The 22,092-nt window shown below is 63.0% G+C and carries 19 protein-coding genes and 1 other RNA gene; 11 read left to right on the top strand and 9 right to left on the bottom strand.

The features are described 5' to 3' along the window. The first annotated feature begins 140 nt into the window (after positions 1 to 140). Complete coding sequence (locus SLW74_RS26205; RefSeq protein WP_065988709.1) at positions 141 to 1,307, top strand: putative zinc-binding metallopeptidase; 1,167 nt, start codon at positions 141 to 143, stop codon at positions 1,305 to 1,307. Between the two features lie 171 nt (positions 1,308 to 1,478). Next, a complete protein-coding gene (locus SLW74_RS26200; protein ID WP_410930574.1) occupies positions 1,479 to 3,284 on the top strand; it encodes a putative bifunctional diguanylate cyclase/phosphodiesterase in 1,806 nt (601 codons plus the stop codon). 4 nt (positions 3,285 to 3,288) lie between these two features. Here SLW74_RS26200 and SLW74_RS26195 read toward each other — a convergent pair whose 3' ends face one another. Beyond that, positions 3,289 to 3,783, bottom strand: a complete 495-nt coding sequence (locus SLW74_RS26195; protein WP_410930573.1) for a GNAT family N-acetyltransferase — start codon at positions 3,781 to 3,783, stop codon at positions 3,289 to 3,291. A 235-nt stretch (positions 3,784 to 4,018) separates the two neighbouring features. Here SLW74_RS26195 and ffs point away from each other — a divergent pair. The 5 genes from ffs to SLW74_RS26170 all read left to right on the top strand — a co-directional run bounded on the left by ffs (position 4,019) and on the right by SLW74_RS26170 (position 7,817). After that, positions 4,019 to 4,115, top strand: an RNA gene (gene ffs / locus SLW74_RS26190) — signal recognition particle sRNA small type. A gap of 336 nt (positions 4,116 to 4,451) precedes the next feature. Next, positions 4,452 to 5,123, top strand: coding sequence for an HAD-IA family hydrolase (locus tag SLW74_RS26185; RefSeq protein WP_410930572.1), 672 nt, complete (start codon positions 4,452 to 4,454; stop codon positions 5,121 to 5,123). Between the two features lie 102 nt (positions 5,124 to 5,225). Next, positions 5,226 to 6,152: a type I pantothenate kinase gene (coaA, locus tag SLW74_RS26180; protein ID WP_065988705.1), complete on the top strand. Its 927-nt coding sequence runs from the start codon at positions 5,226 to 5,228 to the stop codon at positions 6,150 to 6,152. After that, entirely contained in the window at positions 6,152 to 6,520 is a 369-nt protein-coding gene (locus tag SLW74_RS26175; RefSeq protein WP_065988704.1) for a Rap1a/Tai family immunity protein, read from the top strand. Before coaA ends, SLW74_RS26175 begins: the two co-directional genes overlap by 1 nt. A gap of 100 nt (positions 6,521 to 6,620) precedes the next feature. Beyond that, entirely contained in the window at positions 6,621 to 7,817 is a 1,197-nt protein-coding gene (locus SLW74_RS26170; RefSeq protein WP_410930571.1) for an MFS transporter, read from the top strand. Positions 7,818 to 7,863: 46 nt separating this feature from the next. Here SLW74_RS26170 and acpA read toward each other — a convergent pair whose 3' ends face one another. Next, the gene (gene acpA, locus SLW74_RS26165; RefSeq protein ID WP_410930570.1) at positions 7,864 to 9,570 is read right to left on the bottom strand and encodes an acid phosphatase; all 1,707 of its coding nucleotides are present in this window, start codon (positions 9,568 to 9,570) and stop codon (positions 7,864 to 7,866) included. A 236-nt stretch (positions 9,571 to 9,806) separates the two neighbouring features. Continuing rightward, on the bottom strand, positions 9,807 to 10,562 hold the full coding sequence (locus tag SLW74_RS26160) for a substrate-binding periplasmic protein (RefSeq protein ID WP_410930569.1): 756 nt from the start codon (positions 10,560 to 10,562) through the stop codon (positions 9,807 to 9,809). A gap of 231 nt (positions 10,563 to 10,793) precedes the next feature. Here SLW74_RS26160 and dnaX point away from each other — a divergent pair, with 231 nt between their 5' ends. The 4 genes from dnaX (at position 10,794) to recR (ending at position 15,244) form a co-directional block, all read left to right on the top strand. Then, the gene (gene dnaX / locus SLW74_RS26155; RefSeq protein ID WP_410930568.1) at positions 10,794 to 12,941 is read left to right on the top strand and encodes a DNA polymerase III subunit gamma/tau; all 2,148 of its coding nucleotides are present in this window, start codon (positions 10,794 to 10,796) and stop codon (positions 12,939 to 12,941) included. A gap of 95 nt (positions 12,942 to 13,036) precedes the next feature. Further along, on the top strand, positions 13,037 to 13,363 hold the full coding sequence (locus SLW74_RS26150) for a YbaB/EbfC family nucleoid-associated protein (protein ID WP_065988699.1): 327 nt from the start codon (positions 13,037 to 13,039) through the stop codon (positions 13,361 to 13,363). 180 nt (positions 13,364 to 13,543) lie between these two features. Next, positions 13,544 to 14,572, top strand: coding sequence for an NADP-dependent oxidoreductase (locus SLW74_RS26145; protein ID WP_410930567.1), 1,029 nt, complete (start codon positions 13,544 to 13,546; stop codon positions 14,570 to 14,572). 69 nt (positions 14,573 to 14,641) lie between these two features. Further along, positions 14,642 to 15,244: a recombination mediator RecR gene (gene recR / locus SLW74_RS26140; RefSeq protein ID WP_410930566.1), complete on the top strand. Its 603-nt coding sequence runs from the start codon at positions 14,642 to 14,644 to the stop codon at positions 15,242 to 15,244. A gap of 179 nt (positions 15,245 to 15,423) precedes the next feature. On the opposite strand, the gene SLW74_RS26135 is transcribed toward recR, so the two are convergent. The 6 genes from SLW74_RS26135 to SLW74_RS26110 form a co-directional block, all read right to left on the bottom strand. Beyond that, complete coding sequence (locus tag SLW74_RS26135; protein ID WP_122622664.1) at positions 15,424 to 15,972, bottom strand: adenine phosphoribosyltransferase; 549 nt, start codon at positions 15,970 to 15,972, stop codon at positions 15,424 to 15,426. Positions 15,973 to 16,035: 63 nt separating this feature from the next. Further along, complete coding sequence (gene fnr / locus SLW74_RS26130; protein WP_065988695.1) at positions 16,036 to 16,770, bottom strand: fumarate/nitrate reduction transcriptional regulator Fnr; 735 nt, start codon at positions 16,768 to 16,770, stop codon at positions 16,036 to 16,038. A 148-nt stretch (positions 16,771 to 16,918) separates the two neighbouring features. Beyond that, entirely contained in the window at positions 16,919 to 18,301 is a 1,383-nt protein-coding gene (gene hemN / locus SLW74_RS26125) for an oxygen-independent coproporphyrinogen III oxidase (RefSeq protein WP_410930565.1), read from the bottom strand. Positions 18,302 to 18,390: 89 nt separating this feature from the next. Next, positions 18,391 to 19,137 carry a sulfite exporter TauE/SafE family protein gene (locus tag SLW74_RS26120; protein ID WP_410930564.1) on the bottom strand — a complete coding sequence of 249 codons (747 nt, stop codon included), beginning with the start codon at positions 19,135 to 19,137 and terminating at the stop codon, positions 18,391 to 18,393. A 234-nt stretch (positions 19,138 to 19,371) separates the two neighbouring features. Next, the gene (gene ccoS / locus SLW74_RS26115) at positions 19,372 to 19,587 is read right to left on the bottom strand and encodes a cbb3-type cytochrome oxidase assembly protein CcoS (RefSeq protein WP_410930563.1); all 216 of its coding nucleotides are present in this window, start codon (positions 19,585 to 19,587) and stop codon (positions 19,372 to 19,374) included. A 25-nt stretch (positions 19,588 to 19,612) separates the two neighbouring features. Further along, positions 19,613 to 22,078, bottom strand: coding sequence for a heavy metal translocating P-type ATPase (locus tag SLW74_RS26110; protein ID WP_410930577.1), 2,466 nt, complete (start codon positions 22,076 to 22,078; stop codon positions 19,613 to 19,615). Positions 22,079 to 22,092 lie beyond the last annotated feature (14 nt).

Below are 22,092 nucleotides of genomic sequence, written 5' to 3'. Positions count from 1 at the left end.
TGTCCGCCGTTAGGCGGGCCACGGATCTGAACTTGGATAAAGGAGTATCGACGACGGCGCGCTTAAAAGAGTAAGAAAATCCCACGGAACCCCCGCCACCCTTGACGATCTAGTGCTTGCAGCCCCATCAGGATATCGCCATGTTCCAGTTCTTCGAGCAACTCAGCACACGGATCGCGGCGCCGTTCGCCGGTGAGAACAAACGCAACAGCAAAGTCTGGCAATGCCATTGCGGACAGTCGGTGTTTTTCCGCAACAGCCAGTGCCTGGCCTGCTCGGCGGCGTTGGGTTATCTCCCCGAGCAAAGCAAGATTGCCGCGCTGGAACCGGGCCCCGAGGCGCAGACCTGGCGTCTCACCGACGAGCCCCAGGCCGGGCTCTACCGCCGTTGCGCCAACCTCGACACAGCAGCCGCCTGCAATTGGGTGTTTCCGGCGCTGAACGCCGGCGACTTTTGCATCGCTTGCAGCCTCAACAAGACCATCCCCGACCTGTCCGTGCCGGAAAACCCTGAGCGCTGGGGCAAGATCGAGACCGCCAAGCGCCGGCTGGTTGCACAGTTGATCACCCTCGGCCTTCACGTCGTCCCCAAAAGCGTCGACGAAGAACGCGGCCTGGCCTTCGAATTCCTCGGCGTCGACCTGGAAGGCAACCTGCCCACCACCGGCCATGCCAGTGGCTTGATCACCCTCAACGTCGAAGAAGCCGACGACGCCATTCGTGAGAAGGTTCGCGTGCAGATGCACGAACCCTACCGCACGCTACTCGGGCATTTCCGTCACGAAGTGGGGCATTACTACTGGGACCGCCTGATCGCCGACACCTACTGGCAGGACGGTTTCCGCAACCTGTTCGGCGATGACCGCGCCAGCTACGCCGACGCCCTTGACCATCACTACCAGCATGGCGCGCCGGCCGACTGGCAGCAGAGCTTCGTCAGCGCCTACGCGACCATGCACCCGTGGGAAGACTGGGCCGAAACCTGGGCGCATTACCTGCACATGATGGACGCGGTCGACACCGCGCTGAGCCTGGGCATGAGTGCCCGTGACATGGACCTCGACTACCAGCCGTTCCCGCTGGAAACCCTGTACGACCCTCAGCATCCGGGCGGTCCGGCGTTTCTCTCGTTCGTCAATGCGTGGATCGAGCTGGCGGGCATGCTCAACGAATTGTCCCGCGCCATGGGTCAGGCGGACTTCTATCCGTTCGTGTTGCCTCCGGCGGTCATCACCAAGCTGCATTTCATCCATCTGGTCATACAGGGTGCTGGCGGCAAGGCTGATGAGGTGCTGCAGGTGCAGTGATTCACTCAGGTGAGTGACGGCTAAAAAGCACGGGTACGAAGCGGTGAAAGGACTTCGCCGCTTGTCCGCGATGCCTGCAACGGGGAAAAAGGGGTGCTATTTTCCCGGTACATATCGTTTTGACACTACTGGCAAGGCGATTGGCAAAGCGGTCTTAAAGGGACTTCAGTTATGGCCACTGGTGCTCCATTTCCCCAAAACGAGCGTTCCCGGATTTCGCGCATCACCCACATGGGTTTAATCGATGCGACGGCGGACGACGTGCTCGACCACATCATTTTGATGGTGACCCACTATTTCGAGGTCCCCATTGCCCTTGTTTCCATCGTCAGCGAGCACCGCCAATGGTTCCGCGCACGGGCAGGCCTTGACGAGCGCGAGACGCCCCGCGAAATCGCCTTCTGCGCATACACCATCCTCAGCCCCGAAATCTTTCAGGTCCCTGACGCGATGCTCGATCCGCGCTTCAGCGACAATCCGCTGGTGACTGGCGAGCCTCACATCCGCTTCTACGCCGGCGTGCCGCTGGTGACCGCCGACGGCCTGGCCCTGGGCACGCTGTGCATCATCGACCGCACGCCTCGGCCGCCACTCGACCCGCGCGACGTGGCGATGCTGGAGATGTATGGCCAGTTGGTCATGAAGCGGCTCAACAACCTGCGCCATGCCAGCTACGTCGATCAGCCCACCGGTCTGTTCAACCGTCTGCGCCTGCAAGAAGACCTCGCCGCTTTGGCGGATCGGCGCAAATATGCGCTGGTTGCGCTGGACATGGTCGCGCCAGCGTTTCTCGACAGCATCGTCAAAGCGCTGGGCTACAGTTTCGCCCAGGAACTGGTGCGCTGCATGATCGAAAACTGCCGCAGCCAGTTGCCTGCCGACACCGCGTTGTACAAGGTCAGCCCCACGCGCATCGCGCTGATCACCCGCAACGCCCGGCCGGAGCAGGCCGAGCTGCTGTTTCGGCAGTTGCTCGAGCATTTTCGGCGGCCGCTGATCTGTCGCAACATCCCCATTCAAATGGACGTCGGCATCGGCGTGCTGCCGTTGGGGCTGGACCGCTGTGATGAGCACGACTGGATTCGGCTGGTGGTCAGCGCGGCGGACGAAGCCCGCGGCAAGTCGACGGGCTGGCGCTGGTACGAGCCGCACCTGGACTTTGCCCAGCAACGGGCCTTTCTGCTGCTGGCGGCGCTGGCCGAAGCCGTGCGCAGCCCGGATCAACTGTCGCTGGTGTATCAGCCAAGGCTTGAAGTGGCCACCGGCCGTATCGTGACCGTCGAAGCACTGTTGCGCTGGCAGCACCCGGTGCTGGGCCCGATCAGCCCGGCGGAATTCATCCCGTTGGCGGAAAAGACCGCCCTGATTCGCTCGCTCAGCCTTTGGGTGTTGAGAAAGGCCGTTGCCCAGGCGGCGCTCTGGCAGGCGCAGGGCTATGCCTTCAAAGTGGCGATGAACGTGTCGGCAATCGATCTGGCCAACGCGTCGTTCAGCGATGCGCTGTTCGAGCAATTGACGGTCAGCGGTCTCGACCCGAGTGGCTTCGAGCTCGAATTCACCGAAAGCGCCCTGTGCGACAACCCTGAAGTCACCCGGCTGCAGCTGGAGCGCTTGCGCGCATTGAACATCGACATCGCCATCGATGACTTCGGCACCGGCTACAGCAACTGGACCTACCTGCGGCAATTGCCCGCCACCACGGTCAAGCTGGACAAATCGCTGGTGGAAAACATCGACAGCAATGACAAGGATCGCGGCCTGGTGGAAGCCATCGTTGATCTGGCGATGCGCCTGGGCTATCGCGTCGTTGCAGAAGGCGCCGAAACCGAAGGCGTCTACGAAATCCTCTGCGAGCTGGGTTGCCACGAAGTGCAGGGCTTCCTGGTCGCGCGGCCCATGACCGTCACCGCGCTCGAGCACTGGATGAACGTCGAGTGCTGCAGCAAAGTCTGGCAGTTGCGATCACTGGCCCATTGAATGATTACAGTGCGAGCAGCATCAGCCGCTCGACACTGACGTGATCCGGATCGCGCTCGGGCAACGCCTGCCAACCCAGCGCCAGGTACAACTGGCGCGCCGGGTGATTGCCGGCCTCCACCGCCAGCATCAACTGTGCAGTGTCTGGCCATAAATCACGCGCCAACGCCGGCAGCGCGCGCAGGCATTGCTTGCCAAGACCACCGCCTTGAAAGCGTTTATCGACCATCAACGCGTGCAGCGTGGTGGTCACCTTCGCGTGCTCACGTGCCCACTCCGGCAACAGCGACCTGCGCTTGAGCACGAAAAAGCCCCGGGGGATGTCGTCCACCAGCAGCACGAAGCCCTGCCGGTCGGCGACGGGACGTGCGGTCAGCGTGTGCAGACCGCCATGAATGTCGCCGACGTGGCGGATCTGCTCGGGGAGCAGCTCGATCTCCAGCAACTGGCGCTGTTGTATGGGGGAGAGGGATTCATGGCGGGTGAGCGCGAAATGCATCGGTGGTTCCTGTGTCTTGCGCCCTGGCGGGGCCGGGCAGGGGCCCGCCACTTGCGTGCGGGAGGTGAAAAGGCAGGCGCCATTGTGCCGCATTCAGCGCCTCAGGCGCTGCATCGGGCAGGCGGCAAGGGGCTCACGGCGCTCAAAATCTTAATCTGAAACAAGAGGTTGTAACTTCTCGCGAGACCGGTACAATGGCGCGGCTCGCCACTGGCGAGCGTCGTTATGGTGACCCCATCGGTCCCCCCGCAACGATTACCCGTGAACCTGGTCAGAGCCGGAAGGCAGCAGCCACAGCGGGAACATTGTGTGCCGGGGTGTGGCTGGTGGGGTTGCCTCCATAACGCACTCTCGTCGCCATGACGAGTATTGATCATCCGCATCCCTGGCGGCCTCGATCCCTTCCACTCTCTCAAATTTTTCATCCCTGTCTTGTTGGCAAATGGCTGCGTGTCTCAACGTTGTTATCTCTGATCGCTTGGCTCGTCGGAACCCGACCTTGAGCGAATGATCCTTAACCAACGCTGAACCATAGTGTTAGGCCACATGCGGTTCATCGCCGTATGCGCCGCCTAGAATGGAGTCCATGGCGAAGAAACCCACAGGCCCATCACGCTGACTGGCCGGGCATCCTCCGCACGCCACCCCTCCGCTCAGGAATAACAATAATGACAACCGATACCCCATTACCCCTCCATCCCGCAGCACCCGTCGAGCTCGTACTCTTCGACCTGCTCACCGCTTTGCTGGACTCCTGGACCCTGTGGAATTCAGTCGCCGGTTCCGAGGAGCTGGGCCGGACCTGGCGCATGGCCTACCTGAAGGCGACCTACGGCTGCGGCCGCTATCGCCCCTATGACACGCTGGTGGAGCAGGCGGCGATGGAAGTCGGCCTGGGCAAGCATGCCGCCGCAGAACTCGATCGGCGCTTCGGGGAGTTGCAGCCCTGGCCGGAAGCCCAGTCGGTCCTCGAATCCCTGAACCCTCATTACAAGCTGAGTATCGTCACCAACTGTTCGGAGCGCCTGGGCCACATCGCGGCGGAGGTGCTGGGTATCCCGTTCGACGTGGTCATTACCTCGGAGAAAGCCGGCTTTTATAAGCCCGACCCCGCGCCTTATCGTCTGGCGCTGGACACCGTGGGTGTCGATGCCAGCCATGCCGTGTTCGTCGCGGGTTCGGGGTACGATCTGTTCGGCACGGCCAAGGTGGGACTGCCGACGATTTGGCATAACCGCCTTGGCCTGTCTGCGCCCGAAGGTGCGCCGGCGCCTCTGATCATGCGGCCGACGCTGGAAACCCTGGCTGCGGATCTGTCAGAGATGCCGTCAGCGAGGTAAGCCAGTCGCCCCGGCAGCTTCAAATAAATCTGCCCTCCATTTGGACCAATACGATAGTCTTCGCACCATTGTTGATACGGACACCTGACTGGAACGCGATTGATGGCCCCTGATGACTATCTGGTAATGAGCAGCGCGGAGTGGGCGGGGCTGCGCGCCAGTACGCCATTGACGTTGTCCGAAGAGGACCTCGCCGCATTGCGGGGCGTGAACGAGGACATCTCGCTGGAGGATGTTGCCAACATCTACCTGCCGTTATCGCGCCTGATCAATCTGCACGTCAGTGCCGCGCGCAATCTCGACAGCATCAAGGACACCTTTCTCGGACGCCCTGCCAAGCGACAGACCTATGTCGTCGCGGTGGCAGGCAGCGTCGCGGTCGGCAAGAGCACCTTCGCCCGGGTGTTACAGGCGCTGATGGCGCGCTGGCCGGATCATCCCCGGGTCGATCTGATCACCACCGACGGCTTTTTGCACCCCAATGCCCGGCTTGTCGCCGACGGCATCATGCACCGCAAGGGCTTTCCGGAAAGCTACGATCGCAAGCGCATGGTCAAGTTTCTCTCTGACCTGAAGGCCGGCACGCCGGAAATCACCGCCCCGGTCTATTCCCACATCAGCTATGACATCGTCCCGGACCAGTTCTTCAAGGTCAGCCAGCCCGACATCCTGATTTTCGAAGGGTTGAACGTGTTGCAGACCGCGGGCAATGACGGGCAGAAACCCGGCAGCATCGTCTCGGACTTCTTTGACTTTTCAATCTATCTGGACGCCGAAGAGGGTGACATCGAGCGCTGGTACGTCGAGCGCTTTCTGATGCTGCAACGCACCGCGTTTCGCGCGCGAGGCGCCTACTTCCGCGAACTGGCCGATCTGCCGCCGGAGAAATCCCCGGACGCGGCGCGCAAAATCTGGCACGACATCAACCGGCCCAATCTGCTGGAAAACATCCTGCCGACCCGTGAGCGCGCCAGTCTCGTGGTGCGTAAGGCGTCGGACCATTCGGTGAAGGAACTGTGGCTACGCTGATGGGTAAATCAATCGCGGGCGTGTCGGCGTTATTCGCGCTCTGTGTGAGCGCTGGCGCTCTGGCGGACGGCAACAAGTTGTTGCTCGAATGCCAGGACGGGATCAACAGCATGAGCGGCGGTGTGGCGCAGAACGGCGTGGGCGTCGGGCATTGTGTCGGGGTGCTGCAAGCGACGATGGACACTCTGGATCTGTTCCACGAAGCGGGCGGATTGCCCCGGCTGGTGTGCGTGCCCGAAGGTGGCATTCCGATGATCCAGTCGATGCGCATTATTGTGCAGTCGTTGCAGGCGCACCCCGAGAGCCTGCACCTGAATGAATCCGTGTTGGTGGTCGCGGCGTTGAAAAACGCGTTTCCCTGTCAGTAACCCTCGAGTTCTCAGCTAGCCTGTTGCTTGATCCAGAAGTGATTCTACGGGTCGACCTGCGCCGCCGCGTCTGCGACGGCCATCAGCAAGGATGCCGACGATGCGTGTCAATGCACTGATTGTGCTGCTGCTCACCGGACTCGTGGCCGCCACTTACGGTTTCGGGATCTACCTCTTCGCCCAACTGGTGCCGGACATGCGCGCCAGCCTGGGCTTCGATATCGCTTACGTGGGCACCATCACCGCAGCGGGCCAGGCGGGGTTTCTTGCCAGCGCGCTGTTGGCGGCCTGGCTGACGCCTCGTGTTGGGGGCGGCTGGGTGATTTTCGGATCGGGCGCCGTGTGCGCCCTGGCCTTGCTGCTCATGCCCCTGGCGCAGAACGTGGTGCTGATCGGTCCGCTGCTGACTGTTCTGGCTGGCACGGCGGCGACGGTGTTCGTGCCGATGGTCGACGTGATCGCGCGCGCCGTGCCCTATCAATACCGCGGCATGGCCATGGGGCTGGTGTCGAGCGGCACCAGTTATGGCGTGTTCATCAACAGCCTGCTGGTGCCGTTGTATGCGCCCCAGGGCGAGTGGCGCACGGTGTGGTGGATCGTCGGGCTGATCACGGTCGTGCTGGTCGTCGGCGTGTTGCTGGTGTTCAAACGCGCGCGGCTCTTTCTGCGCAACGATGAGAGCGCCAGTGAGGGCGGGCCAGGCAAAGGCGTGCTGCGTGAGGCGCTGCAGGGCTGGGTATACAAGGTCTGGTCGATGAATTTTCTGATTGGTTTCTCGACCTTTCCGTTTCAGAACTACCTGTCGTCCTACTTGCGCACGGAGCTGCATTTCGGCGTCGAATACACCGCGCAGATCTGGGCCAGCATCGGTTTCGTCGGCATGTTCAGCGGCCTGGCGCTCGGCGCGTTGTCGGACCGCATCGGCCTGCGTGGGGCGATGCTGATGGTGTACGTCTGCGTGGCAACGGCAGCGGTGATTCTGGTCATCACGCCGACCGGCTACTGGCCGATGGTGGCGGGCATTGTGTTTGCCGTGGCGTTCTACCCGATCTTCGGACTGATACCGGCGTACGTGTCGAAGATGGCAAGGGGCGCGGCGCTGGCCGTGACCATCTTCGGCATCGCCAACATCATGCAGGGCGTCGGCGGCATGCTCGGCAATTACTGCGCCGGGCTGCTGGCGAGCCTGAGCGGCTCGTTCGTTGCCGTGTATGGGGTGATTGCAGGAGTTGCCGTTGTGCTGGCGGTGTTGACCGCCTGCTTGCCGAACGAGCGCGGCGGTCGGCAGGCGGCTTGATTACACATAAGATCAGCTCACCTGCCCGCGATGGTTGCGCGCCTGTCTACGCCGGAAACTGCAGCGCGTTGCTCAGGTCACCCATCGGTGCCTGACCCCGTGCGGCCATGGCGTTGTCGCGCTCGGTCAGTCCGTCCAGTTTTTCCAGACCATGCACCCGCGTAATCAGACGCAGGATCGAGGCGGTGTCGTACACCGTGTGGTCGACCGTGCCTTTGCGCGCGAAGGGTGAAATCACGATCGCCGGCACCCGCGTGCCCGGTCCCCAGCGATCGCCTTTCGGCGGCGCAACGTGGTCCCACCAGCCGCCGTTTTCGTCGACCGTGATGATAATCACCATGTTCTTCCACTGCGGGCTGTTGCGCAGCACTTTGATCGCGCGATCAATGTGTCGGTCGCCGGCCGCCACGTCGGCGTAACCGGCGTGCATGTTGAGGTTGCCCTGGGGTTTGTAGAAGGTCACTGCGGGCAGCTTGCCCGCCTCGGCGTCGGCCAGGAATTTATTACTGGAGGACTCGTCGCCCAGGCCGCCGTCGCGCAGGCGCTTCTTGCGCTCTGCCGGATTGTCGGGGCCCTGCTGCTTGAAGTAGTTGAACGGCTGGTGGTGGTACTGGAAGTTCGGGATTTTCGGGATGCCCGTCGAGTCCTTGTACTCGTCCAGCGTCACCTGCCAAGCGCCGGCGTACCAGGCCCAGTCGACGTTCTTTTTCGAGAGCTTGTCGCCGATGTGTTCATGGGTTTGCGGCACCAGGACGTTGGCCAGCCCCGGCTGCGAATAGTCCGGTTTCTCCTTGTCCCGCAGCCAGGTCGGCCAGTAGGGCGGGGCCATGGTGTTGACGCCGTAACCGTCCGGCGTCAGCGCGCTCGGGCCGAATTGTGGCGGTCCGGTCATGGCGCTGGCCGGTGACTTCTCCAGGGGTTTGAGCCGATAGTCCAGCGGGTCGCTGCTTTCCAGCACGGCGATCTGCGACTTGGCCGGGGAGTTCGCCGCGTCCGGGTAGAAGGGCGCTCGGGCCGAGATCAGGTATTGGTGGTTGAGGAACGATCCGCCGAAAGCGCCCTGGAAGAAGTTGTCGCAGAGCACGAACTCTTTGGCGACGTCCCACAGGCGCAGGGAATATTGGGTCTGGGCGTAATAGCCCATGGTCAGGCCGCCGGAATCCGCCCAAGCGACGAAGGCGTCGTTCTTGCCGCCATTGATCTGCATCTGGTTCTGGTAAAACACGTGCCACAAGTCCCGGGTGACGACGCTGAGTGGCAGGTCTTCGCCGCTTGGACCCTTGAGGGGGAAGGGCGCGTTGGGCAGGTTTTCCTGGTACTGCACGCCCGTGGCGTAGGTCACGCCGTCGACGCTTTGCGGGCCGATCTGGCAGACGCCACCCCAGCACTGCGGCAGGTTGTCGAGGACCTTGCCGTCGCGGTCGCGCTGGCGATATTGGTCGGCTTTCACGGCGGAAAGCGGGTGCTCGACGCCGGGGAAGTTGGCGAACAGGTTATTGAAGCTGCGGTTCTCGCCGTAGATGACCACGATGGTCTTGACGTTGTCCTGCAGCGCTTTGTCCAGCGCCGGGCCGGTCAGCAGGGCGTCCGTTGCAGGCTTGCCTTCAACGCCTGATTCGGCAGCGCCCACCACGCCACTCAGGGTCGCGCCTGCGCCCAGCACCGCAACGCCACCGAGGAAGCGTCGGCGGCTGTCATCCACCTGTGGCCGGGGGACTGAAGCCTGTGCTGGATCTTCCGGTTTCTTGCTCATGGCGGGCGCTCGCAGGTCGAGTTGTTACAACATGTGTCGCCGGAGCCTAGCGAGGGAATATGACGGGATTGCTACAGCGGTGGGTGACATCAAAGTTGTGGTGTGCCCCATGACGCCTTCCCGGCTAAAGCCGGTCCTACACGGACGAGGCCAGTGGGAACGCCACCAGTCTTGCGGTGGGTCACGTGACGCTTTCCCGGCTAAAGGCAGTCCCACATCAGGAAAACGTCGCAGGCTCAATACGGATCGGCCGGATTCCCCGAATGCACCTGATACCGCTCGACAATCCGCTCGATCTCCCCGGACATCTTCATCCTCAGCAGCGTGCGCATGATGCGTTGCGCCGGCACGCTCGGGTCGTTGCGGGCGACGCAGCCCACCGGCTGCTCATCGATGACCCACACGGCCCTGAGTTTCTCGTCGGCTTTCTGATCGCGGTTGTACCAGTCCAGCGACCACTGGGTGTCCACGGCGTATCGGTAGCGGTGGGCCGAGAGCTTTTGCAGAACCTGCTCCTGCAACCTCGCGTCTTCGCGGATCAGATCGCGGGTGGCGAACAGCGGGTCCAGCACCGGGTAGGCGTAGCCCAGCACCGTACCGATGTGATCGCCGAGAATCGCGCTCAGCTCGAAGGTGGCGGTGTCGTAGGCGCTGCCCACCAGCACGTTGCGCTGGGTCAGCAGCGGCAGGCTCCAGGTGAAGTCCCCCGACATGTCCGGCAACCAGGACTGGGCGGCGTAACACCGCACGTCAACGTCACCGCGCTCGGTGGCCGCCTGCACACGCAGCCGCGGGTACACGCGGTACTGGGCGGTCTGGCCGATCTGGCGGGCCAGACTTTCCATGATGTCGAACAGAATCCCGGCCTCTGGCCCGTCGGGGCCCACCTGCATCAGCGGCATCGACCAACTGTCGGCCACGGCAAAGCGCAACGGCGGACCGTCTGCGAGCGCCGACGCGCTCCATAACCCCAAGGCACTCGAAAGTCCCAAGCCACTCACCCACACTCGCATCCGGATCCCTCGAAGTAACAGTGCGACGTTTCAAGCCTGCTGTGTCTTCGGAATCCAGGTGTGGGACCTTGTGAGGGAACCGTCTCGCGGAGCCGTCTTGCGGAGCCAGGCCAGCCATAATAAAGCGATAAGCGTCGGACACCAGATGCAATTTTGCCCCTGCTCCGCTAGCATTGGCGGTCTTCCGCAACCCAGTCGCGACGGTTTTCAATGAGTTATCAGGTTCTTGCACGTAAATGGCGTCCGCGCTCGTTCCGCGAAATGGTCGGCCAGACCCATGTGCTCAAGGCCTTGATCAACGCGCTGGACAGCCAGCGCCTGCACCACGCCTATTTATTCACTGGCACACGCGGGGTCGGCAAGACCACCATCGCGCGGATCATCGCCAAGTGCCTGAACTGTGAAACCGGCATCACGTCAACGCCGTGTGGCGAATGTTCGGTGTGCCGCGAGATCGATGAGGGCCGTTTTGTCGACCTGATCGAGATCGACGCCGCCAGCCGCACCAAGGTCGAAGACACCCGCGAGCTGCTCGACAACGTGCAATACGCGCCGAGTCGCGGTCGCTTCAAGGTCTACCTGATCGACGAAGTGCACATGCTCTCCAGCCACTCGTTCAACGCGTTGCTCAAAACGCTGGAAGAGCCACCGCCCTACGTCAAGTTCATCCTCGCCACAACGGACCCGCAGAAGCTGCCCGCCACCATTCTGTCGCGCTGCCTGCAGTTCTCCCTGAAAAACATGACGCCTGAGCGTGTGGTCGAGCATTTGACCCACGTCCTCGGCGTGGAGAACGTTCCGTTCGAAGACGATGCGCTGTGGCTGCTCGGTCGCGCGGCCGATGGCTCGATGCGTGACGCCATGAGCCTTACCGACCAGGCGATTGCCTTCGGCGAAGGCAAAGTGTTGGCGGCCGACGTGCGCGCCATGCTCGGCACGCTGGATCACGGCCAGGTGTTCGACGTACTGGCTGCGTTGATCGAAGGCGATGCCCGTTCGTTGCTTGAAGCCGTGCGGCATCTGGCCGAACAGGGGCCGGACTGGAGCGGCGTGCTCTCGGAGATTCTGAACGTATTGCACCGGGTCGCCATCGCCCAGGCGCTGCCTGAAGGGGTCGATAACGGCCACGGCGATCGCGATCGCGTGCTGGCCCTGGCCCAGGCGTTGCCCGCCGAAGACGTGCAGTTCTACTACCAGATGGGCCTGATCGGTCGCCGCGATCTGCCGCTGGCGCCGGATCCCCGGGGCGGTTTCGAGATGGTGCTGCTGCGCATGCTGGCGTTCCGGCCCGCAGACGCCGACAACGCGCCGACGCAGCCGTTAAAGTCAGTGGGGATCAACCCGGCCACGGTTGATTCCCGGACAGCGGTGGCGAGTTCAGCGTCCGCAGCATCCCGACCCCAGACCGCCCCGGCGCCTGTCATCGACACGTCGGCGCCTGTCGCCGTGCCCGAGCCTGTGGCGGCAAAGGCGGAGGCAGAGATCGATCTGCCGTGGAACGAGCCAAACGCCGCGGTGCCAGCCACTGCCGCAGAGCCCGAGAACGAGACCAAGCCTGAGCCTGAGCCCGAGGACGAGCCGTCCCCACAGCCCGCGTCCGTGGCCGAGAGGCCCGAGGCCGTCCTCGACACCGTCGCCGAGCAGCCGGACCTGACGCCCATGCCGGCGCCGGCCCCCGCGAGCCCTGTGCCGGACGCGCCCGAACTCGCATCGTCAGAACAGCTGCAAGCCGCTGCCGAGGCGGTGACACCACAAATGATCGAGCACGTGCCCGATGCCGCACCTTATGTGCCGGCGCCGATGGAGCGCGACGACGAGCCGCCGCCCGATGACGACTACATCGAGCCGGACATCGACATCGACCCGGCGTCGTTCGCTTATCTCGATGACCTTGCCCACGAAGCCGTCGAAGCGGTGGAGAAGGAGCCCGAGCTGCTGCCGGCCTCCAAACCTGCCACCGGTCTTGCGGCGGACTGGCTTGAGCTGTTCCCGAAACTTCCGATTTCCGGCATGACCGGCAGCATCGCCGCCAACTGCACGCTGATTTCGGTGGAGGGCGACAACTGGCTGCTGCACCTTGATCCGGCCCACAGTGCGCTGTTCAACTCGACGCAGCAGCGCCGTCTGAACGACGCGCTGAACCAATACCATGAACGCACCCTCAACCTGAGTATCGAACTGATCAAGCCCGAGCAGGAAACCCCGGCTCAGGCAGCGGCGCGTCGGCGTGCCGATCGGCAGAAGCAGGCCGAGGCGGCGATCCACAGCGATCCGTTCATTCAGCAGATGATGCAGCAGTTCGGTGCGTCGATTCGCGATGACACCATTGTTCCGGTGGATGCGCCGACGCAGGCGTAAGTCCACGCCCGATGATTCCCGGGGGCGCTAAGCTGATAGGGCGCCCCTAATTGTTCAATGACTTTCTATCCGATGACTTCCGAGGAGTAACTCCCATGATGAAAGGTGGCATGGCAGGCCTGATGAAGCAGGCTCAGCAAATGCAGGAAAAAATGGCCAAGATGCAGGAAGAACTGGCCAACGCTGAAGTGACAGGCCAGTCTGGCGCCGGTCTGGTCAGCGTGGTCATGACCGGGCGTCATGACGTCAAGCGCGTCAGCCTGGACGACAGCCTGATGCAGGAAGAGAAGGAAATTCTGGAAGACCTGATCGCTGCGGCCGTCAACGACGCTGTGCGCAAGATCGAAGCGGCCAGCCAGGAAAAGACCGCCAGCATGACCGCCGGCATGCAGCTGCCGCCGGGCATGAAAATGCCGTTCTGATCGGACGGCGGTTGCGACATCAAGATGCCAGGCCCTCGTGCCTGGCATTTTCGTTTGGGCACGGCGGCAAGCCGTCAGCACGAAGCGCGCCATAGGGAGCCCACATCCGACCGAACCCGTCCGGCTGCCCACGGTCTGCTTTCTATACCCTTGCAACCCTTCATCATGGAGCCCATTCCGATGACCCAAGAATTGATCCTCAACCAACGTGTCGTCCTGGCGTCCCGTCCCCAAGGCGCGCCGACCCCGGAAAACTTCCGACTCGAGCGCGAGGCGCTGCCTGACCTGCAAGACGGTCAGGTGCAGCTGCGCACGCTCTACCTGTCCCTCGATCCCTACATGCGCGGTCGCATGAGCGACGCGCCGTCCTACGCGGCACCGGTGGAAATCGACGCGGTGATGGAGGGCGGCGCGGTCAGCGTGGTCGAGCAGTCGCGCAATCCGGCATTCAAGGAAGGCGATCTGGTCGTGGGTCAGACCGGCTGGCAGACCCACAGCATTTCTGATGGCAGCAATCTGTTGATGGCGCCGAAGGACCTGCCCAGCCCGTCAATGGCGGTCGGCGTGCTCGGTATGCCGGGCATCACCGGTTACATGGGCTTGATGGACATCGGCAAGCCGAAAGCGGGCGAAACCCTGGTCGTCGCGGCGGCTTCGGGGGCAGTCGGTTCGGTGGTCGGTCAAGTGGCCAAGCTCAATGGCCTGCGGGTGGTGGGCGTTGCCGGTGGCGAAGACAAGTGCCGTTACGTGGTTGATGAGCTGGGTTTTGACGCTTGCATCGATCACCGCAGCGAGGACTTCGCCGAGCAGCTGAAGGCGGCCGTTCCGGACGGCATCGACATCTATTTCGAACTGGTCGGCGGCAAGGTGCTGGAGACGGTCATACCGCTGCTCAATGAGCGTGCGCGGGTGCCGTTGTGCGGGCTGATCGCCCATTACAACGCCCAGAGAGAGCCAGAGGGGCCGAATCGGCTGCCGCTGTTGATACGCACGCTGCTGACCAAGCGTGCGAAGATTCAGGGCTTCATCGTCTACGAAGAGTATTACGATCGTCTGGACGAATTCATGCACGCCATGATTCCGCTGGTGAAGGACGGCAAGGTGAAATTCCGCGAAGACGTGGTGGAAGGCCTGGAGAACGCGCCGGACGCGTTCATTGGCCTGCTCGACGGCAAGAACTTCGGCAAGCTGGTGGTCAAGGTCTCATGACCCTGATTTGACGGTAATCGGAGGCGCGGGTATAAACCGCGTCTCGTGTTTTTGTCGGACGTTTCTCCAATGAGCTTCAGCCCCCTGATTCGCCAGTTGATCGACTCCCTGCGCATCCTGCCCGGCGTCGGTCAGAAAACCGCCCAGCGCATGGCGTTGCAGCTGCTGGAGCGTGATCGCAGTGGTGGCTCGCGTCTGTCCCAGGCGTTGAGTCAGGCGATGGAAGGCGTTGGTCACTGCAAACAATGCCGCACCCTCACCGAAGAAGAACTCTGCCCGCAATGCTCGGACGTCCGGCGCGACGACACGCTGCTCTGCGTGGTGGAGGGCCCGATGGATGTGTATGCGGTGGAACAGACTGGTTACCGCGGGCGCTACTTCGTGCTCAAGGGCCATCTGTCGCCGCTGGACGGTCTGGGGCCTGAAGCCATTGGCATTCCGCAGCTGGTGGCACGGATCGAAGAGCAGGGCTCGTTCACCGAAGTCATCCTCGCCACGAACCCCACGGTCGAAGGCGAAGCGACGGCGCACTACATCGCCCAACTGCTGACCAACAAAGGCCTGGTCACCTCGCGCATTGCCCACGGCGTGCCGCTCGGTGGCGAGCTGGAACTGGTCGACGGCGGCACGCTGGCGCACTCGTTTGCAGGGCGCAAGCCGATTAAGTTGTAACGAGTCTCTCCGTCTTCAATGCGCTGAGTACCTGTCGGAGTGAACTCGGGTGTAGGACCGGCTTTAGCCGGGAAGGCGGCAGGTGTCACACCCCGAATCCAGGGTGCCCTCACTGGCCTGTTCCCGGCTAAAGCCGGTCCTACAGACATCCGGCGAACCGATCGACGTTGATCGTGGCCTTACTTGTCCGTCAACGCAAACTGGGTCAGGCAGAACGTCGGAATTTCCATGTCGCGCAGGCGTTGTGAGCCGCCCAGCTCCGGCAAATCAATAATCGCAGCGGCTTCGTGGACCTTGGCGCCCATGCGGCGGATCAGGTTGGCGGCGGCGACCAGGGTACCGCCGGTGGCGATCAGGTCATCGAACATCACCACTGAATCCCCGTCGCACAAGCTGTCGGCGTGGACTTCCAGCAGCGCTTCGCCGTATTCGGTCTGATAGGCCTCGGCCAGCACATCGGCCGGCAACTTCCCTTGCTTGCGAAACAGCACCAGCGGTTTGTTCAGTTCGTAGGCGACGATCGAACCGATGAGAAACCCGCGCGCGTCCATGGCGCCGACGTGGGTGAACTCGGCGTCGATGTAACGCTGGATGAAGCTGTCGATGACCAGGCGCAGGGCCTTGGGTGACTGGAACAGCGGGGTGATGTCACGGAAAATCACGCCGGGTTTGGGGAAGTCCACCACAGGGCGGATGAGGGATTTGATGCTGACTTCGTCGAAAATCATAAGGATCTCGGGCAGGACATGACTCAAAAGACGCCAGTCTAAGCCCGCCCGGACCATCATGCATCAGCTTTCCAGCGATCCCCCGGCCAGCGCGCAGAGCTGAATCGGGTCAAGGATGTGGATTTCCTTGCCCTCGGCGGCGATCAACTCGTTTTGCTGAAAGCGGGTAAACACCCGGGACACGGTTTCCACCGCCAGGCCCAGGTAGTTGCCGATCTCGTTGCGCGACATGCTCAGGCGAAACTGGTTGGCGGAGAAACCCCGGGCGCGGAAGCGGGCGGAGAGGTTGACCAGAAACGTGGCGATGCGCTCGTCGGCGGTTTTCTTCGAGAGCAGCAGCATCATTTGTTGGTCATCGCGGATTTCCCGGCTCATCACCCGCATCAACTGGCGACGCAATTGCGGCAGTTGCACCGACAATTCGTCCAGCCGTTCGAAGGGGATTTCGCACACCGACGTGGTCTCCAGGGCCTGCGCCGTGACGGGATACGCCTCGGCGTCCATGCCCGACAGCCCGACCAGTTCGCTGGGCAGGTGGAAACCGGTGAGTTGTTCTTCGCCGCTGTCGCTGAGGCTGAAGGTTTTCAACGCGCCGGAACGGACGGCGTAGACGGAAGCGAAGGTGTCGCCCTGACGAAACAGAACATCGCCTTTCTTCAAGGGGCGGCCGCGTTTGACGATTTCGTCCAGTGCGTCCATGTCTTCCATGTTCAATGAAAGCGGAAGGCACAACGGGGCCAGGCTGCAATCCTTGCAATGAGCCTGGGTGTGAGCACGCAGTTTGACTGGCTCAGACATCGGGTAATTCCTTGTGAAGAAACACACATAAGTCGTAAGGGTAACTCAGGGTCAGCCCTGCGACTACCACGCGCCTTCCTTGGCCCGAAATCATTCCTCCGCGCCAGGCGGAACATTCCTATATCACCTGGGCCTATATCACGCGGGCCTATATCACCTGGGAATAGCGCTGACGGTTCTGCGTGCCCAAATACGCATCGAACACCATGCAGATCGAGCGCACCAGCAGGCGTCCTGCCGGCGTGACGGTGATGCCGGTCGGGTCAAGCAGAATCAGCCCGTCCGTGGCCATGGTCAGCAATTGCGGCCACTGCTCGCGGAAATATTCCCGAAAGTGAATGGCAAATGCGTTTTCGACGGCGGCGAAATCCAGGCGGAAATGACAGATCAGCTGGCTGATGATGGTGCGCCGCAGCTGATCGTCTTCGTTGCAGAGCAGACCGCGTTTGGTGGCCAGTTGGTCGCTGGCCAGCAGGGTCTGGTACTCGGTGAGGTCTACGGTGTTCTGTGCATACAGCTCGCCGATCTGGCTGATCGCCGAGACACCGAGGCCGATCAGGTCGCAGTGGCCATGGGTGGTGTAGCCCTGAAAATTGCGCTGCAACGTGCCTTCTTCCTGAGCGATAGCGAGGTCGTCATCGGGCAGGGCAAAGTGGTCCATGCCGATGTAGCGATAGCCTGCACGCGTCAGCTGCTCGATGGTGCGCTGGAGCATCTCCAGCTTCTGTTCCGGGCTGGGCAACTGAGCGGTGTCGATGCGCCGTTGGGGCATGAAGCGCTCGGGCAGGTGGGCGTAGTTGAACACCGACAGCCGGTCGGGCTGCAGGGCGATGACTTGCTCGACGGTGTGGGCAAAACCCTCTGGTGTCTGCAGCGGCAGGCCATAGATGAGGTCGATGTTCACCGAACGAAACTGCAGGGTGCGCGCGGCTTCGACGATGGCGCGGGTTTCTTCCAGGCTCTGCAAGCGGTTAATCGCCCGCTGCACCAGCGGATCAAGGTCCTGCACGCCGAGGCTGACCCGGTTGAAGCCCAGCTCGCGCAACAGGCCCATGGTCGACCAGTCCGCCTCGCGCGGATCGATTTCGATGCCGTAGTCACCGGAGTGGTCATCCAGCAGGGTGAAGTGCTGGCGCAAATGGGCCATCAGCTGGCGCAGTTCAAGGTGACTGAGAAAGGTCGGCGTGCCGCCGCCGAAGTGCAATTGCTCCACCACCTGACGGTCATCGACGTGGGCGGCGATCAGGCTGATCTCGCGTTCGAGCCGCTGCAGATAGGCCTGGGAGCGACCGCGGTCCTTGGTGATGACTTTGTTGCAGGCACAGTAGTAGCAAATGTTGGCGCAGAACGGGATGTGCACGTACAGCGACAACGGTCGCGACGCCTTGCGGCTGTCTCGCAGCCCATGTAGCAGCTCGAAGGCGCCAACTTGCGTATGAAATTGCACGGCGGTGGGGTAGGACGTGTAACGCGGCCCTGCCAGATCGTAGCGACGGATGAGTTCAGAATCCCAACGAAGGTCGTCGAGCATGGGGGCGTTCCCGATAAGGATGGCGGTGCGGGAAGTGTAGGGAAGCCGCCGCTGAGGGCATTGATCTGGGTCAACGGATGGGGGCTGGGTTACTCGTGGCCCATGCCTGCATGATCCATGGCGGGATTCATCTCATGATTCATCGTGTGATGCGTGTGACCCATGAGCCACTGTTGATGGGGGCCGGGGAGTGTCCACAGGCCGAACAGAATCACCAGCACTCCGCCAGCCACGCGCACGCTGCGCCGACGGAGCAGGGCGGTGATGCGCTCGGCGGCCAGGCCCGTGGCGAGCAGCACCGGCCAGGTGCCGACGCCGAACGCGAGCATCAACAACGCGCTGTGCAGCGCATTGCCCTGGCTGGCCGACCACAGCAGCGTGCTGTAAACCAGCCCGCATGGCAGCCAGCCCCACACCGCGCCCAGCAGTAAAGCCCGGGGTGTCGTCGACACCGGCATCAAGCGGCTGGCCAGCGGTTGCAGGTAACGCCAAATCCAGCGGCCCAGGCCTTCGATGCGGGTCAGGCCGCTCCACCATCCGGCCAGGTACAGGCCCATGGTGATCATCAGCAACCCCGCGATCACCCGCAACAGCATCGCCCCCGGGCTGTTGGCGACCGCCCAGCCGAGCATGCCTGTGAGCAATCCCGCGCAGGCATAGCTGAAAACACGTCCGACGTTGTAGGCCACCAGCAGGCGCAGGCGTCTTCCGCGTTGCTCCGGGGGGATGGCAAAGGTGAGCGCGCCCATCAGACCGCCGCACATGCCCAGGCAATGACCGCCGCCGAGCAGGCCCAGCACGAGGGCGGAGAGGAGTTGGGGGAGGAGGTCATGCATGGTTTCGACCCGAGAATCTCGCGGTGACGGTTGATACGCCTTCGGGAGCAAGGTGGAGCGTTACCCCGGTCGTCCCACATGAAAATGCATCAAGCCTGACGGCATCGCAGATATATCTGCCAACGCATGGACTGTGGGAGCGAGCTTGCTCGCGAAGAGGCCGGTACATCCGACGGATATGCAGCGGTCGATTGTCGGCCTTCGTGAGCAAGCTCACTCCCACAGGGACCGGGTTCACGTGGCCGAATCCTTCTTGACGCCCGATGTCTCTCTCCTCGACGCTTCATCCACCCCGGCCACGTGCCCTGGATCCTGATCGTCGAACAGAATGCTGTGGGCCGGGCCGTCGAGGTCGTCGTACTGACCGCTGTCCACCGCCCAGAAAAAGACGTAGATCGCCACCGCCACGATCAGCAGCGCCACCGGAATCATGATGTAGAGCGCAGGCATCGGGCCTCCGAATCGGGGCGTGGGTTCATGGGGTCACCGTCTGACGGGCAGCCATGGATTCTGCAGCAATCGGCTTCATCCGCGTCAGACGTAACGCATTCAACACCACCACCAGCGAACTCACCGACATTCCCGCCGCGGCCCACAACGGCGTCACCCAGCCCAGCGCCGCGAAGGGCAGCACCAGCCCGTTGTACAACCCGGCCCACGCCAGGTTTTCCAGAATGACCCGCCGCGTGCGCCGAGCGAGGCCAAACGCATCCACCAACACATGCAGACGATTCGACAGCAGCACCGCATCGGCGCTGGTCTTGGCCAGATCGGTGGCCGAGCCCATGGCGATGCTGATGTCGGCCGCCGCCAGCATCGGCACATCATTGACCCCGTCGCCGATCACCAGAAGGGTCCGGCCCTCGACGCGAAGCCGTTGCAGAATGGCGAATTTGTCATCCGGCCGCAGGCTGCCCCGGGCGTCATCGATCTGCAACTGAGTCGCGACAATGGACACCATGGGCGAACTGTCGCCGGACAACAACAACGTCTGCCAGCCGCGCTGTTTGCACGCCGTGACCAGCCTTGCCGCGTCGTCCCGCAGCCGATCATCCAGCACCAGCCAGGCGAGGGCTTGGGTGTCATCCCCCAGCAGCAACCACTGACCGGGCTCCTCCGGCATGGAGGGCACGGCGACGCCACTCACGGCGCAGACAAACCCGGGCTGACCGATGCGCAAGAGGCGCCCGTTGACCTCGCCTTCCAGGCCCAGGCCCGGCGTCGCGACCACCCGTTCAGCGGTCAGCGCCGTTTTGCCGAACGCCCGGGCAATCGGGTGTTCAGACCGACTTTCCAGCGCCGCTGCCAGGCTCAAACAGTCGTCACTGCTCAGGGCGCCAAGGCTGCGAACCGCCCTCAACGTCAGGCGCCCTTCGGTCAGCGTGCCGGTCTTGTCGAAGATCACCGTGTCGATCCGGTTCAGCCCCTCCAGCACATGGCCTCGGGTCAGCAGCAGCCCGAGCCTGTGCAGCGTGCCGGTGGCGGCGGTCAGCGCGGTCGGGGTCGCCAGCGACAAGGCGCACGGGCAAGTGGCGACCAGCATCGCCAGCACGATCCAGAATGCGCGGCCGGCATCGAGCTGCCACCAGACCACACCGACACACGCCGCCAGCACCAGCGAAATCAGCAAAAACCACTGCGCCGCGCGGTCCGCCATCTGCGCCAGGGGCGGCTTCTCCGATTGTGCGCGGTCCAGCAGTCGGACGACGGCGGAGAGCCGGGTGTCAGCGCCCAACGCGAGCACTTCCACAGTGAGCACGCTTTCACTATTGGCGGTGCCGGCGGTAACGGCGTCTCCCACCTGGCGCGGCTGAGGCAGGTACTCCCCGGTGAGCAGCGATTCGTCGATGCTCGAGCGACCCGCGATGATTCGGCCGTCCGCCGGCAACATCGCGCCGGGGTGTACCAGCACCTGATCGTGCAGGCGCAGTTGATCAGTCAGGATGCGCTCTGTCTGTCCGTCCGCGTTCAACCGCAGGCAGGACGCCGGCAGCAGATTGACCAGTTGCTCGGTCGCTAAGCGGGTGCGTTCCCGGGCGCGGCGTTCGAGGTAGCGGCCGGTAAGCAGGAACAGCGCGAACATGCCGACCGCGTCGAAATACAATTCGCCAACGCCGGTGACCGCCGTCCATATGCCGGCGAAGTACGCTGCGCCAATCGCCAGCGACACCGAAACGTCCATGGTCAGATGGCGGACGCGCAGGTCGCGCAGCGCCCCTTTGAAGAACGGCGCGCAGCTGTAGAACACGATGGGCGTTGTCAGAAACATCGCCACCCAGCGCAGGATGGTGTGCATCTCGGGGCTGAGGTCGATGTTGAATTCCGGCCAGGTGGCCATGGTCGCCATCATCGCCTGAAACCACAGCAGCCCGGCGACGCCCAGTTGGCGCAGGCTGCGACGGTTTTCCAGGGCCAGATGCTCGGTTGCCTTGTCCGCCTGATAGGGGTGGCCGGCGTAACCGATGCCGCGCAGCTCGGACAGGACCTCGCTCAAAGGCAATGGCTGGTCATGCCAGCGCAGGTGCAAGCGGTGACTGGACAGGTTCAGCCGCGCTTCGACCACGGCGGGCAACCTGCGCAGGTGGCGCTCGATCAGCCAGCCGCACGCCGCGCAGGTGATGCCTTCGATCATCAGCGTCGTTTCAGCCACATCGCCGGCGACATCGCCAGAGGGGGTGTCATGGCGGACAAAGGGCGCTTGCACGTCGGGACGATCAAAGAGGGCCTGTTCATCGGCTGACGGCGAGGGCAACACCTGCGGGTTGACCGACGCTTCGCTGCGATGCAGGTAGTAGCTTTCCAGGCCGCCGGCAACGATGGCGTGGGCCACGGCCTGACAGCCGGGGCAGCAGAATTCCCGCGCCTCACCCAGCACCGAAGCGACGAAGCGCCCGCCCGGCGGGATCGGTAGCGTGCAGTGGTAGCAAGGCCGCAGGGTAATTCCCTCAGTCGCTT

Origin of the sequence: Pseudomonas sp. W5-36, assembly GCF_046540455.1 — a bacterium.
Lineage (GTDB): Bacteria > Pseudomonadota > Gammaproteobacteria > Pseudomonadales > Pseudomonadaceae > Aquipseudomonas > Aquipseudomonas graminis_B.
The sequence above is the reverse complement of the archived record's forward strand: the minus strand, read 5'-3'. Positions and strand labels throughout refer to the sequence as shown.

Excerpts from the sequence above, each read along its gene's own strand:
- SLW74_RS26205 (WP_065988709.1), top strand. The coding sequence starts at position 141 with ATGTTCCAGTTCTTCGAGCAACTCAGCACACGGATCGCGGCGCCGTTC.
- SLW74_RS26200 (WP_410930574.1), top strand. The coding sequence starts at position 1,479 with ATGGCCACTGGTGCTCCATTTCCCCAAAACGAGCGTTCCCGGATTTCG.
- SLW74_RS26195 (WP_410930573.1), bottom strand. The coding sequence starts at position 3,783 with ATGCATTTCGCGCTCACCCGCCATGAATCCCTCTCCCCCATACAACAG.
- SLW74_RS26185 (WP_410930572.1), top strand. The coding sequence starts at position 4,452 with ATGACAACCGATACCCCATTACCCCTCCATCCCGCAGCACCCGTCGAG.
- coaA (WP_065988705.1), top strand. The coding sequence starts at position 5,226 with ATGGCCCCTGATGACTATCTGGTAATGAGCAGCGCGGAGTGGGCGGGG.
- SLW74_RS26175 (WP_065988704.1), top strand. The coding sequence starts at position 6,152 with ATGGGTAAATCAATCGCGGGCGTGTCGGCGTTATTCGCGCTCTGTGTG.
- SLW74_RS26170 (WP_410930571.1), top strand. The coding sequence starts at position 6,621 with ATGCGTGTCAATGCACTGATTGTGCTGCTGCTCACCGGACTCGTGGCC.
- acpA (WP_410930570.1), bottom strand. The coding sequence starts at position 9,570 with ATGAGCAAGAAACCGGAAGATCCAGCACAGGCTTCAGTCCCCCGGCCA.
- dnaX (WP_410930568.1), top strand. The coding sequence starts at position 10,794 with ATGAGTTATCAGGTTCTTGCACGTAAATGGCGTCCGCGCTCGTTCCGC.
- SLW74_RS26150 (WP_065988699.1), top strand. The coding sequence starts at position 13,037 with ATGATGAAAGGTGGCATGGCAGGCCTGATGAAGCAGGCTCAGCAAATG.
- SLW74_RS26145 (WP_410930567.1), top strand. The coding sequence starts at position 13,544 with ATGACCCAAGAATTGATCCTCAACCAACGTGTCGTCCTGGCGTCCCGT.
- recR (WP_410930566.1), top strand. The coding sequence starts at position 14,642 with ATGAGCTTCAGCCCCCTGATTCGCCAGTTGATCGACTCCCTGCGCATC.
- SLW74_RS26135 (WP_122622664.1), bottom strand. The coding sequence starts at position 15,972 with ATGATTTTCGACGAAGTCAGCATCAAATCCCTCATCCGCCCTGTGGTG.
- fnr (WP_065988695.1), bottom strand. The coding sequence starts at position 16,770 with ATGTCTGAGCCAGTCAAACTGCGTGCTCACACCCAGGCTCATTGCAAG.
- hemN (WP_410930565.1), bottom strand. The coding sequence starts at position 18,301 with ATGCTCGACGACCTTCGTTGGGATTCTGAACTCATCCGTCGCTACGAT.
- SLW74_RS26120 (WP_410930564.1), bottom strand. The coding sequence starts at position 19,137 with ATGCATGACCTCCTCCCCCAACTCCTCTCCGCCCTCGTGCTGGGCCTG.
- ccoS (WP_410930563.1), bottom strand. The coding sequence starts at position 19,587 with ATGCCTGCGCTCTACATCATGATTCCGGTGGCGCTGCTGATCGTGGCG.